This is a genomic window from Pseudomonas trivialis (assembly GCF_036864995.1).
GTDB lineage: Bacteria > Pseudomonadota > Gammaproteobacteria > Pseudomonadales > Pseudomonadaceae > Aquipseudomonas > Aquipseudomonas trivialis.
In genome coordinates, this window is record NZ_CP142151.1 from 1393504 (window position 1) to 1407774 (window position 14271).

Annotated in this window: 16 protein-coding genes; 4 read left to right on the forward strand and 12 right to left on the reverse strand. The window is 60.9% G+C overall.

Annotation, left to right across the window (positions count from 1 at the left end):
- Positions 1-173: 173 nt before the first annotated feature.
- A complete protein-coding gene (locus tag VRB54_RS06120; RefSeq protein ID WP_338481061.1) occupies positions 174-1271 on the forward strand; it encodes a PLP-dependent cysteine synthase family protein in 1098 nt (365 codons plus the stop codon).
- Positions 1272-1465: 194 nt separating this feature from the next.
- Here VRB54_RS06120 and VRB54_RS06125 read toward each other — a convergent pair whose 3' ends face one another.
- Both VRB54_RS06125 and VRB54_RS06130 read right to left on the reverse strand, forming a co-directional pair.
- Positions 1466-3079: an NAD(P)/FAD-dependent oxidoreductase gene (locus tag VRB54_RS06125; protein ID WP_338479947.1), complete on the reverse strand. Its 1614-nt coding sequence runs from the start codon at positions 3077-3079 to the stop codon at positions 1466-1468.
- Positions 3080-3185: 106 nt separating this feature from the next.
- Complete coding sequence (locus VRB54_RS06130) at positions 3186-3857, reverse strand: COG3650 family protein (RefSeq protein ID WP_003231124.1); 672 nt, start codon at positions 3855-3857, stop codon at positions 3186-3188.
- Between the two features lie 163 nt (positions 3858-4020).
- Here VRB54_RS06130 and VRB54_RS06135 point away from each other — a divergent pair, with 163 nt between their 5' ends.
- Entirely contained in the window at positions 4021-4401 is a 381-nt protein-coding gene (locus VRB54_RS06135) for a hypothetical protein (RefSeq protein ID WP_338479949.1), read from the forward strand.
- Here VRB54_RS06135 and VRB54_RS06140 read toward each other — a convergent pair.
- A complete protein-coding gene (locus tag VRB54_RS06140; protein WP_338479950.1) occupies positions 4386-4985 on the reverse strand; it encodes a short chain dehydrogenase in 600 nt (199 codons plus the stop codon). The genes VRB54_RS06135 and VRB54_RS06140 overlap by 16 nt on opposite strands.
- A gap of 111 nt (positions 4986-5096) precedes the next feature.
- Between VRB54_RS06140 and VRB54_RS06145 the strand changes: the two genes are divergently transcribed.
- On the forward strand, positions 5097-6005 hold the full coding sequence (locus VRB54_RS06145; RefSeq protein WP_338479951.1) for a LysR family transcriptional regulator: 909 nt from the start codon (positions 5097-5099) through the stop codon (positions 6003-6005).
- On the opposite strand, the gene VRB54_RS06150 is transcribed toward VRB54_RS06145, so the two are convergent.
- The 9 genes from VRB54_RS06150 to VRB54_RS06190 all read right to left on the reverse strand — a co-directional run bounded on the left by VRB54_RS06150 (position 6002) and on the right by VRB54_RS06190 (position 13598).
- Positions 6002-6487 (reverse strand): DoxX family protein, encoded by a 486-nt coding sequence (locus VRB54_RS06150; protein WP_338479952.1) that lies wholly within the window; start codon positions 6485-6487, stop codon positions 6002-6004. The genes VRB54_RS06145 and VRB54_RS06150 overlap by 4 nt on opposite strands.
- Positions 6484-7239 (reverse strand): DNA-binding domain-containing protein, encoded by a 756-nt coding sequence (locus tag VRB54_RS06155; protein ID WP_338479953.1) that lies wholly within the window; start codon positions 7237-7239, stop codon positions 6484-6486. The genes VRB54_RS06150 and VRB54_RS06155 overlap by 4 nt, the downstream gene beginning before the upstream one ends.
- The gene (locus tag VRB54_RS06160; protein ID WP_338479954.1) at positions 7236-8114 is read right to left on the reverse strand and encodes a DUF692 domain-containing protein; all 879 of its coding nucleotides are present in this window, start codon (positions 8112-8114) and stop codon (positions 7236-7238) included. Before VRB54_RS06160 ends, VRB54_RS06155 begins: the two co-directional genes overlap by 4 nt.
- A 21-nt stretch (positions 8115-8135) precedes the next feature.
- Positions 8136-8420, reverse strand: coding sequence for a DUF2282 domain-containing protein (locus tag VRB54_RS06165; RefSeq protein ID WP_338479955.1), 285 nt, complete (start codon positions 8418-8420; stop codon positions 8136-8138).
- A 180-nt stretch (positions 8421-8600) separates the two neighbouring features.
- Entirely contained in the window at positions 8601-9302 is a 702-nt protein-coding gene (locus VRB54_RS06170) for an ABC transporter ATP-binding protein (RefSeq protein WP_338479956.1), read from the reverse strand.
- A 1-nt stretch (position 9303) separates the two neighbouring features.
- Entirely contained in the window at positions 9304-10071 is a 768-nt protein-coding gene (gene livG / locus VRB54_RS06175; protein ID WP_338479957.1) for a high-affinity branched-chain amino acid ABC transporter ATP-binding protein LivG, read from the reverse strand.
- Positions 10068-11321, reverse strand: coding sequence for a high-affinity branched-chain amino acid ABC transporter permease LivM (locus tag VRB54_RS06180; protein ID WP_338479959.1), 1254 nt, complete (start codon positions 11319-11321; stop codon positions 10068-10070). The genes livG and VRB54_RS06180 overlap by 4 nt, the downstream gene beginning before the upstream one ends.
- The gene (gene livH / locus VRB54_RS06185; protein WP_209989679.1) at positions 11318-12241 is read right to left on the reverse strand and encodes a high-affinity branched-chain amino acid ABC transporter permease LivH; all 924 of its coding nucleotides are present in this window, start codon (positions 12239-12241) and stop codon (positions 11318-11320) included. The genes VRB54_RS06180 and livH overlap by 4 nt, the downstream gene beginning before the upstream one ends.
- 229 nt (positions 12242-12470) lie before the next feature.
- Positions 12471-13598 (reverse strand): branched-chain amino acid ABC transporter substrate-binding protein, encoded by a 1128-nt coding sequence (locus tag VRB54_RS06190; protein WP_209989684.1) that lies wholly within the window; start codon positions 13596-13598, stop codon positions 12471-12473.
- Between the two features lie 341 nt (positions 13599-13939).
- Between VRB54_RS06190 and VRB54_RS06195 the strand changes: the two genes are divergently transcribed.
- Positions 13940-14245, forward strand: a complete 306-nt coding sequence (locus VRB54_RS06195) for a DUF2288 domain-containing protein (protein WP_338479960.1) — start codon at positions 13940-13942, stop codon at positions 14243-14245.
- Positions 14246-14271: the final 26 nt, after the last annotated feature.

Here is a 14271-nt window from a genome sequence, read left to right on the forward strand (position 1 = left end):
ACCCGTACCGTTAGTTGTTAAAACAAAAGTTATATTCTTATTTGTTATAAGTGATGGTCTGAGTTGGGTTCGTACTTGAGCCTAGCAATTGTGTGTCCAATTGAGTCGTCACTGTATCTGTGTGATGCGTAGGAAACCCCCTAATATCCTGGTTGAAATCCCTTGAGAACCTCCTGATGAACGACCACCGTAGCTGGGCCCGCGAAGCCATTCGCATCATCGAAGCGGACTTCCAGCGCAGCGCCGACACACACCTGATTCCTCTGACATTACCGGGCCTGCCGGGCATCGAGTTGTACTTCAAGGATGAGTCCAGCCACCCCACCGGCAGCCTCAAGCACCGGCTGGCGCGTTCACTGTTTCTTTATGCGCTGTGCAACGGCTGGCTCAAACCCGGCGCACCGGTGATTGAGGCGTCCAGCGGTTCGACGGCAGTGTCGGAGGCTTATTTTGCACGCCTGCTCGGGCTGCCGTTTATCGCGGTGATGCCGAGCACCACGTCGCGGGAAAAGATTGCCCAGATTGCTTTTTACGGCGGCCAGAGCCATCTGGTCGATGATCCGATGCAGATCTATGCCGAGTCCGAACGGCTGGCGCAGGAAAGCGGCGGGCACTTCATGGATCAGTTCACCTTTGCCGAGCGGGCCACCGACTGGCGCGCCAACAACAACATCGCCGAATCGATCTTCCAGCAGATGCGCTTTGAGCAGCACCCGGAGCCGAGCTGGTTGATTTCCAGCCCCGGTACCGGCGGCACCACCGCGACGCTGGGGCGTTACGTGCGTTATCGCCAGCATTGCACCCGCGTGTTGTGCGCCGATGCCGAGCGTTCGGTGTTCTTCGACTATTACCTGAGCGGTGATGCCGGATTGCGACTGAACTGCGGTTCGCGGATCGAAGGCATTGGCCGGCCACGGGTCGAAGCGTCGTTTCTGCCCAAGGTGATTGATGCGATGGTCAAGGTGCCGGACGCGCTGTCGCTGGCGGCCATGCACTACCTGGCGGGGCGGCTTGGGCGCCGGGTGGGTGGGTCCAGCGGGACCAACCTGATTGGCGCACTGATGGCCGCGCAGCAGATGAAAGCGGCGGGGGAGTCGGGCTCGATCGTGGCTATTTTGTGCGATGGTGGGGAGCGTTATGCCACAACTTATTACGACGAGACCTGGCTGGCGGCCCAGGGGTACGCACTGGAAGGTCTGATCGCGAGTGTGGCGGCCAGTGTGGAACAGGGCGAGCCGTTACCGGACAGCATCCGGCGCGCCAATATCTGAAACCACCCACACTCTGCGCAGGCAACTGCATCCCTGTGGCGAGCAGGCTTGCCCTGCGTTGGGGTGCGCAGCAGCCCCAAAACCAGCCTGCGCGTAGTATCAGGTATACCGAGGGTTTTTTGATTGGGGGCTGCTTCGCACCCCAACGCGGGGCAAGCCCGCTCGCCACAACAAGCCCGCTTGCCACAACACAGTCAGGCCTCGATACCCAACATATCCCGCGCCAGCGCCTCGGCAATCCGAATCCCGTCAACGCCCGCCGACAGGATGCCACCGGCATAACCGGCACCTTCGCCGGCCGGGAACAGGCCTTTCACATTCATGCTTTGCAGCGAATCGTCACGGGTAATGCGCAGTGGCGAAGAGGTGCGCGTTTCGATCCCGGTCAGCACGGCATCGTGCAGCGAGTAGCCCTTGATCTGTTTTTCAAACGCCGGCAACGCTTCGCGAATAGCCTCGATGGCAAACTCAGGCAGCGCCAGGGCCAGGTCGCCCAGTGACACGCCGGGTTTGTAGGACGGCTCCACGCTGCCGATGGCGGTGGACGGTCTGCCCGCAATGAAGTCGCCCACCAGTTGCGCCGGTGCTTCGTAGTTGCTGCCGCCGAGCACATAGGCATGGGACTCCAGGCGCTCCTGCAACTCGATGCCTGCCAGCGGACCGCCCGGGTAATCCACGTCCGGTGTGATACCGACCACGATGCCGGAGTTGGCATTGCGCTCGTTACGCGAGTATTGGCTCATACCGTTGGTGACCACGCGATTGGGCTCGGAGGTCGCCGCAACCACCGTGCCCCCTGGGCACATGCAGAAGCTGTAAACCGAACGGCCATTTTTGGCGTGGTACACCAGCTTGTAGTCGGCGGCGCCGAGTTTCGGGTGCCCGGCGTACTTGCCCAGGCGCGCCGCATCGATCAGCGATTGCGGGTGTTCGATCCGAAAGCCCACCGAAAACGGCTTGGCTTCCATGTACACGCCACGGCCATGCAACATGCGGAACGTGTCTCGGGCGCTGTGGCCCAGGGCGAGGATCACATGCCGGGAGAGAAGCTGCTCGCCGCCGTCGATGACCACGCCGTGCAACTGGCCGTCCTCGATCAGCACGTCAGTCACGCGCTGCTCGAAACGCACTTCCCCGCCCAGCGCGATGATCTGCTGGCGCATGTTTTCCACCACGCCGGTCAGGCGAAACGTGCCGATGTGCGGTTTGCTGACATAGAGAATTTCTTCCGGCGCACCAGCCTTGACGAATTCGTGCAAAACCTTGCGGCCGAGGAATTTCGGGTCCTTGATCTGGCTGTAGAGCTTGCCGTCGGAAAAGGTCCCGGCACCGCCTTCGCCAAACTGCACGTTGGATTCAGGGTTGAGCACGTTTTTGCGCCACAGGCCCCAGGTGTCCTTGGTGCGCTGGCGCACTTCCTTGCCGCGTTCGAGGATGATCGGTTTGAAGCCCATCTGCGCCAGCAACAGCCCAGCAAAGATGCCGCACGGGCCAAAGCCGACCACGACCGGCCGCTCGGTCAAACCCTGCGGGGCCTGGCCCACCACCTTGTAGCTGATGTCCGGCGCGGGGTTGACGTTGCGGTCATCGGCAAACTTGAGCAGCAGGGCGGCTTCGCCCACCACGTTCAGATCGATGGTGTAGATGAAGCACAGCTCCGAGGTTTTCTTGCGGGCGTCGTAGCTGCGCTTGAACAGGGTGAAATCGAGCAGGTCATCACTGGCGATCCCCAGGCGCTGCACGATGGCGGGCCGCAGGTCTTCTTCGGGATGGTCGATGGGCAGCTTGAGTTCGGTGATTCGTAACATGACAGGATCCGGTAGGCGGCGGGCAAACAGGCCGGCTGTTTTGCAAACCGGCGATTATAAGCCCCAACCACGGTTTCCCGTCATGCTAAAACAGCGCAGGCACCAATCAGTCGTCCCGCGAACCACCGAAAGCGGCGCAGCCACGTTGGACTTGACCGTTGATCCGCAATTCGGCGGTCATGTGTTGCAGGCTGCCGCTGACCGGGTCGACGCAGCGTTGCGGGGCCACCCACAGTTCGATGTGCTGGTTATTGGCCTCGGTCATCAGGTTGAAACGGCCATCACCCAGTTGCTCTTCAACATAGGGCACCGGCAGCGGCGGCTGGCCTTCGCGTTCCAGCACCATGCCCTTGGCGGTGACGTTGAGTGCCCAGGCCGGCTTGTGGCCGTTGGCGCGCAGGATCATGCGCTTGAAATCGGGGTCATCGCAGGCCGACGTCGAGCGCTCGACGCGGTAAAGCTGTTGCAGTTCGACTTCACCCTGAGTGCCGGTGGCCACCCCGGAAAACTTGCCACGCAGGTCGGCAAACAGCGCGCCTTGCTGGCCGGCGAGCGACGCGGCCTCCTGCAGGATGCTGGTGCCGCCGGTGTCCTTGACCACGTAGTTACGCTGGTCGCGACACGGCTGGAACAACAGCTTGCCGCCCACTGCCGTGAGTTCGCCTTGCATGCGGGTCAGCCCGACGGTTGACGGTTTCGCAGGCTCCCGCTCGAACATCTGGCAGGCGGCGAACAGGGGGAGCAAGGCACACAGAGCAAGGGTACGGGCGGCACGCATTTTCGGGTCTCCTGACAAGTGCCGCCACGTTACGCAGACTGGCGGTGCATCACAAGTGCGGCACAAGTTATGAGAAATGGCGCATGGCTGATTGGGACGATTCCTATCGTCTAAAGTTAGAGAACCGTGCGAGCGTCGGCATCTTTTTTAAACGGGTACGGCGATGAAAATCAAATTGAGCGTCAGCGTTTTTCTGCTCTGGGCAAGTGTCGCCTTCTCAGACGAGCCCGCGCGGCTCGTCTTCTCGTCAGCGACTGACTTCACGGATATTTCCCTGGGCCTGAAAAAAGCCGAGCGCTCTGATCCGGACCATGTTGAGGTACACGTCAAATTGAGCCCCGAGGCCGAAGCAAGGACAAAGTCCATCACGCTACTGGCCTACCGCAAGTACCTGACGCTCTACGTAGACGGCCATAAGCTCAGTACCGCTATGGTTCAAGGCCAACTGGGCGCAAATATCATGATTGTGGCACCGCGCGCGCTAGTGATTGAGTGGATGAATCAATTCTCGGCCCACACAACCGCTTCTCAGCCCACGATGTAGGTCTGACCGGTCTGCAAGCCTTCCACGCTCTTGGCGTAGGCCAACGCCACGTCGGCAGCGCTGACCGGTTTGTAACCGCGGAAATACGGCGCATAACTGCCCATGGCTTCCAGCAATACCGTCGGGCTCACCGAGTTGACACGCAGGCCCCGTGGCAACTCGATCGCCGCCGCTTTCACAAACGCATCGAGTGCACCGTTGACCAGTGCAGCCGAGGCGCCGGTGCGGATCGGGTCGCGGTTGAGGATGCCGCTGGTGAAGGTGAACGAGGCGCCGTCGTTGGCGTACTCGCGACCGATCAGCAGCAGGTTGACCTGGCCCATCAATTTATCGCGCAGGCCCCGTTCAAAATCGCTGTCGCTCATGTCGCCCAGCGCGACAAAGTTCACGCTGCCGGCCGCGCAGACCAGTGCGTCGAACGTGCCGGTTTGTTCAAACAGTCGACGGATCGAGGCGCTGTCGCTGATATCGGCCTGGAAGTCGCCACTGTGGCGGCCGACGCTGATCACTTCGTGACGTTGTGCCAACTCTGCCTTGACCGCCGAGCCGATGGTGCCGCCGGCGCCTATCAAAAGGATTTTCATCGCGCTGTTCCTCTGGGTTGAAATAAACGTTGGGAGGCCCAGTCTAGGCTGGCTTTTGAAGCGGATAAACGCGCTAATGGGCAACCTTTGGTTTTCAATTGGAAACAGTCCATGAGCGAGATGGATGACCTGGCGGCCTTTGCCGCGTTGATCGAAGCGGGCAGCTTTACCGTGGCGGCCGCGCGTCTGGGCTGCAGCAAGGGGCAGTTGTCCAAGCGCATCAGCCAGTTGGAAGCACAATTTGACGTGGTGCTGTTGCACCGCACCACGCGCAAGCTGAGCCTCACCGCTGCCGGCGTGGCCTTGTTGCCCCAGGCGCAGGCGTTGGTGGTGCAGATGGAATGCGCGCGTCAGGCATTGGCGCGGCTCAAGGACGATGTGGTAGGGCCGGTACGCATGACGGTTCCGGTTTCATTGGGCGAAACCTTCTTTGACGGCCTGTTGCTGGAGTTTTCCAGGCAATACCCGCAGGTGCAGGTCGAGTTGGAGCTCAACAACAGCTACCGCGATCTGGCGCGGGACGGATTTGACCTGGGGGTACGCGCGGGCGACATCGAAAATGAGCGGCTGGTGGCCAGGCCCTTGCTGGCCTGGCACGAGATGACCTGCGCCAGCCCCACCTACCTCGAGCAGTACGGCGAACCGCAGACCCCGGCGGATCTTGCCGCCCATACCTGTTTGCTCAACAGCCACTACAGCGGCCGCGAGGAATGGCTGTACCACCAGCAGCACGAATTACTGCGAGTGCGCGTGAGCGGCACATTTGCCTCCAACCACTACAACCTGCTGAAGAAGGCCGCGTTGGTCGGCGCCGGTATCGCCCGTCTACCGTCCTACGCCTTGCCGGCGGAACTGGCTGACGGACGATTGCGCTGGCTCCTGCGTGATTATCAGACACGGAGCATGCCGATGTACCTGGTTCATCCCTACCAGGGCGGCTTGCCGAGGCGCACTCAGGTATTGGCCGATTATCTGGTGGAGTGGTTCAGGCGCGGCGGCGAGGCGTTGAATCGCCTTTAACGGCAGCGACGGGCGATCAAGTGGTCGATGGACAGCCAGCCCGGGCCCTTGGCGACCAGCAGCAACAACAGTGCGATCCAGGTGCCATGTGTGGGGTAGGCGTCGGGGTAGACGAACAGTTGAATGGTCAGCGTTATGCCGATCAGCGCCAGGGCCGAAAAGCGCGTGGCGAACCCTATCAGGATCAGTGCCGGGAAGAGATGCTCGGCGAACGCCGCCATATGGGCGGCCACTTCCGGCGACAGCAGAGGCACCGCATATTCACTGCGAAACAGCGGCACGGTCGACGCGGCAAGTTTGGGCGCGCCCAGTTCAAAGGTGCCGCTGATCAGGTCTATGGCAAAGCCTTCAACCTTGGTTTGCCCGGACTTCCAGAACACCGCCGCTATCGAGAAACGCGCGAGGAACGCGATCAGGCTGTAGGGGATGCGTTCGAACAGGGCAATGGCCCGTTTTACCGGGCAGGGTGTTGATGTGTTCATGGCGATACCTTCTGTTCCAGATGCGTGATGGTGCCGTGGCTGATCAACAGCCCGAGGCATCGATGCAGGTCGAATTCGCTTGAGGCTTGGAGGGCATGTTCCAAGGCCGTTTCAAGCGCCTTGCCTTGGTGAAGGTTGTTGATAAACGCCACCGAACCGCTGTCGATACTGAAGACCTTGACCGCCAGCCCGTGGCGCAGCACGAGTGCGCCTTGCGCCTGCCACGGGTTTACGCTGGCGATGGCGCCCTCGGTCTGGTGGGCGGCCCATATCGTCACGGCCGCGTAGGGCGAGTGCAGCGTGGCGACGCACGGGTGCAGTTGCAGGCGCGACTGGCCGTTCAGTTGCTCAAGCATGCGCGGTTGATCCAGCGCCGGCATGTCTGCTGCGTGATAGGCGCGCACGCGCAGGCGCTCAAGTCTGGCGACGTCCGCCAGATAGGGCACGCTTTGGGCCGGCTCAAATGCCTGGATAAAATCCGCCAGGGTGCCGCCGTACTCGCTGATCAAGGGGCTGTCGGGCGGGCATGTCTGCACGTAGAGGCCGGCCATGGCGCGGAAGAATTCATCGCCCACCAACTGCCGCGTCACTGGGTAACTGGTCGCCAGCGCATTGATCAACGAGCTGTGCACATTATTGCGATACACCGCAAAACGGCTGGCCGGGTCGGCGCCGTTGCTGCTGAACACGCCCTCGGGGCAACCCGGTTCGTGGGCGAGCAGGGCGGCGCAAAACGCGTGCTGGGTACTCATGCCGTCACCTGCGATAAATGTCGTTCGGCCTGCTGCGCCTCGGCCTGCAGTACGTTGAAGGCCGGCACCTGGTTATCGCGCTCGATCAAGGTTGCGACCGGGCCCGTGCGCGCCAGGACCTGCTCGTACAACTGCCACACCGCGTTGTCGATGGGCGCGCCGTGATCATCGATCAGCAGCCGGTCGCCGAGGCTGTCGATGTCTTCGGCAAAACCGGCCAGATGAATCTCGCCCACCGCACGCAAGGGCAATGCATTGATATAAGCCAGTGGGTCGCGCTGATGGTTGATGCAGGACACGTAGACGTTGTTGACGTCCAGCAGCAGGCCGCAGCCGGTGCGGCGGATGACCTCGCTGATGAAGTCGGTCTCGTCCAGGGTAGAACGCTGGAACAACAGGTAGGTCGACGGGTTTTCCAGCAGCATCGGCCGTTTGAGCGTGCTTTGTACCTGATCGATATGCGCGCACACCCGGTTCAGGGTGGCGGCGTCGTAGGCCAGCGGCAGCAAGTCATTGAGGAACACCGGGCCATGGCTGGACCAGGCCAGGTGTTCGGAAAAGGACTGGGGTTGATAGCGTTCGATCAGCGTGGCCAGGCGAGCCAGGTGCGCGCAATTGAGCGGGCCTTCGCCGCCGATGGACAGGCCTACGCCATGCAGCGACAGCGGATATTGCTCGCGAATCAAGCCCAGGTAGTGATGAAAAGGCCCGCCGGCCACCATGAAGTTTTCGGCGTGCACTTCAAAAAAACCGATGTCAGGGCGGGTTTCGAGCACTTCAATGAAGTGCTCGCTTTTCAGGCCCAGCCCGGCCCGTAAAGGCAAGCCGGGCACCTGAGCCGGTGAGACCGTGTGGTGGGGTAAATGCGTCATCATCGGCACTCAGGTTGGCGGGAATCAGGACTTGGCGGTGAAGGCCTTTTCCTGGCCGAAGCCGGTCGGTGATGTGGTGCTGGGGAGCTGGCCGCAGGTGCCGGCCGGGACCAGTTTCCAGGCGTTGGCCTGGTCCTTGGTTTTGGAGGTGCCGGCGCAGGTTGTGCCGGCGCCCGCGCTGCAATCGTTCTTGCCGGCTTCTGCGACACCGAAGCATTTCTGCATATCGTCGGCGGCAAAGGCAGGGGCGGTGAGGGCGGCCAGGCTCAACGCCAGGACAAGGGAGGTGGCAGACAGTTTGGTGGTCATGGTGTGTCTCCAGCAGTGGGTTGAAGTAGCAGGCTCGATTGCCTGCCTGCACCACTAGAGGCGGTAGGACGATATTCATTACAAGGGCATTCAAAAAAACTGGCTGTTGCCCAAAACCAATGTGGGAGGGAGCAAAGCCCCCTCCCACCGTTCAGAACCGGTTTCGCCAGCGAATGCGGGCTAGCCGCCCAGGTAGGCCTCACGCACTTTCGGATCAGTGAGCAACTGTTCACCCGTGCCCTGCATCACCACCCGGCCGTTTTCCAGCACGTAGGCGCGGTCGGCGATTTTCAGCGCCTGGTTGGCGTTCTGCTCCACCAGAAACACCGTCACCCCGTCCTTGCGCAGTTGTTCGATGATGTCGAAGATCTGCTGGATGATGATCGGCGCCAGCCCCAGGGAGGGTTCGTCCAGCAGCAACAGTTTTGGCTTGCTCATCAGTGCCCGCCCGATGGCAAGCATTTGCTGCTCGCCGCCGGACATGGTGCCGCCACGCTGGCTGAAGCGCTCCTTGAGCCGCGGGAACAGCTGCAGCACCTTGTCCATCTGTTCCTGGTAGTCGCCCTTGTCGGTGAAGAACCCGCCCATGGCCAGGTTCTCTTCGACGGTCAGGCGTGAGAACACGCGACGGCCCTCAGGCACCACCGCGATGCTCTTGCGCATGATGTGCGACGATTCCTGACCCACCAGCTCTTCACCCAGGTAGCGGATGCTGCCGCTGTGGGCCTGGGGCGATCCGCACAGGGTCATCAGCAGGGTCGACTTGCCGGCGCCGTTGGCGCCGATCAGCGTGACGATTTCACCCTGGCGCACTTCCACATTGACGCCGTGCAGGGCCTGGATCTTGCCGTAGAAAGTGGAAACGTTTTCGAATTGCAGCATTTTACGCTTCCCCCAGATAGGCTTTGATCACTTCAGGATTGTCGCGGATCTGCTCCGGCGTGCCGTTGGCCAGGGGCGTGCCCTGGTTGATCACCACGATGTGGTCGGAAATACTCATGACCAGTTTCATGTCGTGTTCGATCAACAGCACCGTGGCGTTGTGTTCCTCGCGCAGCACGCTGATCAGCGCCTTGAGGTCTTCGGTTTCCCTGGGGTTCAGGCCGGCGGCCGGTTCGTCGAGCATGAGGATCCGCGGACGGGTCATCATGCAGCGGGCGATTTCCAGGCGACGTTGCTGACCATAGGCGAGGGTACCGGCGGGGCGGTTGGCGAATTCGGTCAGGTTGACCTTGTCCAGCCAGTACTCCGCGTACTCCATGGCCTCGCGCTCGCTTTTGCGGAACGCCGGAGTTTTGAATAGGCCGGCGAAGAAGTTGGTGTTCAAGTGACGATGCTGGGCGATCAGCAGGTTCTCGACCGCCGTCATATCCTTGAACAATCGCACGTTCTGGAAGGTGCGCACCACGCCCTTGCGGGCGATCTCGTGACCGGCCAGGCCCTGGATCGGCTGGCCATCCAGCAGGATGTTGCCGCCGCTCGGCTTGTAGAAGCCGGTGAGGCAGTTGAACACCGTGGTCTTGCCGGCGCCGTTGGGGCCGATCAGCGCCACCACCTGTTTCTCTTTCACGGTCAGGGCCACGCCGTTGACCGCCAGCAAACCGCCGAAGCGCATGCTCAGATTTTCGACTTTCAGGATCTCGCGGCTCATTTGCGCAGCTCCATGTGTGGACGTTGCATGGGCAGCAGGCCTTGCGGGCGCCAGATCATCATCAGCACCATCATGGCGCCGAACATCAACATGCGGTATTCGCTGAACTCACGCATCATTTCCGGCAGCAGGATCATCACGATGGCCGCAAGGATCACACCCAGTTGCGAGCCCATGCCACCCAGCACGACGATGGCGAGGATGATCGCCGACTCGATGAAGGTGAACGACTCCGGCGTCACCAGACCCTGGCGCGCGGCAAAGAAGCTGCCGGCAAAACCGGCAAATGCGGCGCCGAGGGTGAACGCGGAAAGCTTGATGATGGTGGGGTTCAGGCCCAGTGCGCGGCAGGCGATTTCATCTTCGCGCAAGGCTTCCCACGCGCGACCGATTGGCATGCGCAGCAGGCGGTTGATCACGAACAGTGCCGCCAGTGCCAGCAGCAGCGCCACCAGGTACAGGAACACCACTTTGCTTACCGGGTTGTAGGCGATCCCGAAGTACTCGTGGAAGGTCTGCATGCCTTCGGCAGCGGTGCGGTCGAACGACAGCCCGAAGAACGTCGGCTTGGGGATGCTGCTGATGCCGTTGGGGCCGCCGGTGATATCGGTAAGGTTACGCAGGAACAGGCGGATGATTTCGCCAAAGCCCAGGGTAACGATGGCCAGATAGTCACCGCGCAGGCGCAGCACCGGGAAACCCAGCAAAAAGCCGAACGTGGCGGCCGCCATGCCGGCCAGTGGCAGGCAGATCCAGAAGCTCCAGCCCAGGTAGTGCGAGAGCAGCGCGTAGGTGTAGGCACCCACGGCGTAGAAGCCCACATAGCCCAGGTCGAGCAGGTCGGCCAGACCCACCACGATGTTCAGGCCCAGGCCCAGCAGCACGTAGATCAGGATCAGGGTGGCGATATCCACCGCGCCGCGCGAGCCGAAAAACGGCCAGATCAGCGCGGCCACGATCAGGCCGATGATGATATAGCGCTGGGTGCGCGGCAGGGTCAGGAACTGGCTGACCTTGGGCGACACCAACGGCCCACGGTTGCCCTTGAACAAGGCACCGACCTGCTGGGTAAACAGCACGCGCAGGAACATCAGCACCGAACACAGGGCGATGATGGTCAGCGTCACGGGCCCGGTGCCATGCACTTCCAGGTTGATGCCGACAATGCTCAGCTTGAGGCCCAGCACCGGAAAGGCCACTGCCCACACCAGCAAGGCGCTGAAAAACGCCGATTTAAGATATCTGCTCATACTTTCTCAACCTCCGGACGGCCCAGAATGCCGGTCGGACGGAACAACAGCACCAGAACCAACAGGCCGAACGCGACGACGTCCTTGTACTGGTCGCCGAAGATGTCGGCGCCAAACGCTTCGGCCACACCCAGCACCAGCCCGCCGAGCATGGCGCCCGGAATACTGCCGATGCCGCCCAGTACCGCTGCGGTAAAGGCCTTGAGGCCCACCAGGAAACCGGCGTTGGGGTTGATCACGCCGTACTGCATGCTCAGCAGCACCGCCGCAACAGCCGCCAGCGCGGCGCCGATGACGAAGGTCAGGGCGATGATGTTGTTGGTGTTGATGCCCAACAGGTTGGCCATCTTGATGTCTTCTGCGCAGGCCCGGCAGGCGCGGCCCAGACGGGAGCGGGAGATGAACAGGGTGAGGCCCAGCATGGCCACCAGGGTGACGACGAAGACCAGGATCTGCATGTAGGAAATCAGCACTTCCTGTGCGCCACCCGGACCGAAGGAGAAGCTCCCCGGGATCAGGTTGGGGATGGATTTATCCTTGGAGTCCTGGGACAGCAATACGGTGTTCTGCAGGAAAATCGACATGCCGATGGCGGAAATCAGCGGGATCAGACGGTTGCTGCCACGCAGGGGGCGGTAGGCAACGCGCTCGATACTGTAGCCATAGGCACTGGTCACGATGATCGATGCGAGGAACGCAGCGGTCATCAGCAGCGGCAGTGAGTGGATGCCCATCATGGCCAGCCCGGCAAGGGCGATGAAGGCCACATAGGAACCAATCATGTACACCTCGCCATGGGCGAAGTTGATCATTCCAATGATGCCGTAAACCATGGTGTAACCAATGGCTATCAAGGCATAGGTGCTGCCAATGGTCAGGCCATTAACCAGCTGTTGGAAAAAATGATAGATCTCAGGCATTACAGCGCTCCTAAAAACCCGATACGCATTTCACTGGTGGAGTCATGTTCCGGCCTTGCGCTGTGTTCTGTGAGCACATTTGCACAAAGCGTTTGCCAGCGAACCGCTGGTGACGGTTTTAAGATTTTCAGGTGAGCCAGCGCCCGGATCGCGGGTGACAGGCCCATAAACCTCGTAAAACAAAGCCCACTGCTCTCACAGTGGGCTTGTTGGGGCAGTAACGCCTGGCTTACTGAGGGGAAACTTCGGTTTTTGGTTTGCCGAAGTGCCATTCGTAGACCACGAACTTGAAGTCCTTCAGGTCGCCCTTGGCGTCAAAGCTCAGATCGCCGGTAGGGGTCTTGAAGGTGCCTGCGTGGATGGCTTCGGCCACTTTGGCGGTGTCTTCGCTCTTCGCGGCGGTGATACCGGCGGCGATCACTTCAACTGCCGAGTAGGCCGGGAACACGAATGGACCGGTCGGGTCCTGCTTGTTCTTGGCAAACTCTTCAACGATGGCCTTGTTGGCAGGGTCGGTGTCGAAGGATTTCGGCAGGGTGACCAGCAGGCCTTCGGAGGCGCCCTGGGCGATCTGCGAGATGGAGTCGTTGCCCACGCCTTCCGGACCCATGAACTTGGCGTTCAGGCCTTTCTCTTTGGATTGACGCAGGATCAGGCCCAGCTCCGGGTGGTAGCCGCCGTAGTAGACGAAGTCGACGTTGGCTTGCTTGAGCTTCTGGATGACCGAGGAGAAGTCCTTGTCGCCGGCGTTCAGACCTTCGAAGACGGCCACTTTCACGCCTTTCTTCTCGAGGGTCTGCTTGACGGCGGTGGCGATGCCTTCACCGTATTGCTGCTTGTCGTGCAAGACGGCGACGATTTTCGGTTTTACGTGGTCGGCGATGTAGTTGCCGGCCGCCGGGCCCTGGGCGCTGTCCAGGCCGATGGTGCGGAAGATCAGCTTGTAGCCACGGGCGGTGATTTCCGGGCTGGTGGCGGCTGGGGTAATCATGATGACGCCTTCGTCTTCATAGATGTCCGATGCCGGCTGAGTGGAGCTGGAGCACAGGTGACCAACCACGAACTTGACGCCGTCATTGACCACTTTGTTGGCAACCGCCACGGCCTGTTTAGGGTCGCAGGCGTCGTCGTATTCCTTGGCTTCAAGCATTTTGCCATCGACGCCGCCCTTGGCGTTGATGTCGGCGATCGCCTGCTTGGCACCCATGAATTGCATGTCGCCGTACTGCGTCACAGGACCAGTCTTGGGACCGGCGATGCCGATCTTGATGGTGTCGGCTGCGAACGAATGGCCGGCAACCCCAGCCAGGACCATAGCGGCAAACAGTTTGGAAATCTGCTTAGTAGCCTTATTCATAGTGCTCCACTCATGCTGTTGTATTTTTTATAGTTCCAGCGGCCTTGTGGGCTGCAGAACCGGATCGGATATGCGGATATCCCCCCGGCGGTGCCCTGGCAACTGTACCGGTACAGTGTAGAGCGCCGGTTGATCGCTTGAAAAGCTGGGTGCTGGGGGCAAATCCAGGGGGTGTCGCTTAAATGAAAGTAAAAGACAGAATTGCGGCGGGGTTAATGCCAGCGTTCCGGGCAATCCTTGGCTTTCCTGACACTTTCTTTCGATAACGCATTTGCAACTGGGTTTTTCTGACTGAAGCTCAACGTTATGATTGCGCCGATTTTTTCTTCAGGTGAACTCCCATGACGCAAGAACCTAGCACCCTCTATGCCAAGCTGCTCGGTGAAACCGCCGAAATATCCTGGAAGGAGCTCGAGCCGTTCTTCGCCAAGGGTGCCCTATTGTGGGTCGATGCGGGCCTGGATTTGATCGAGGCAGCCGAGGGAATGGCCGAGGATAACCGCGACAAAGTCGCCGCCTGGCTGGCCGCAGGCCGCCTTGGCGAAGTGTCTGCGACGCGGGCGCTGGACCTGGTGGAACGCGACCCGAGCCTGTGGGCGGTGGTGGTCTCGCCGTGGATTCTGATCCAGGAAAGGGCGGCTCAATAAATGACCGCACAGAAAAGGTGCGTTAT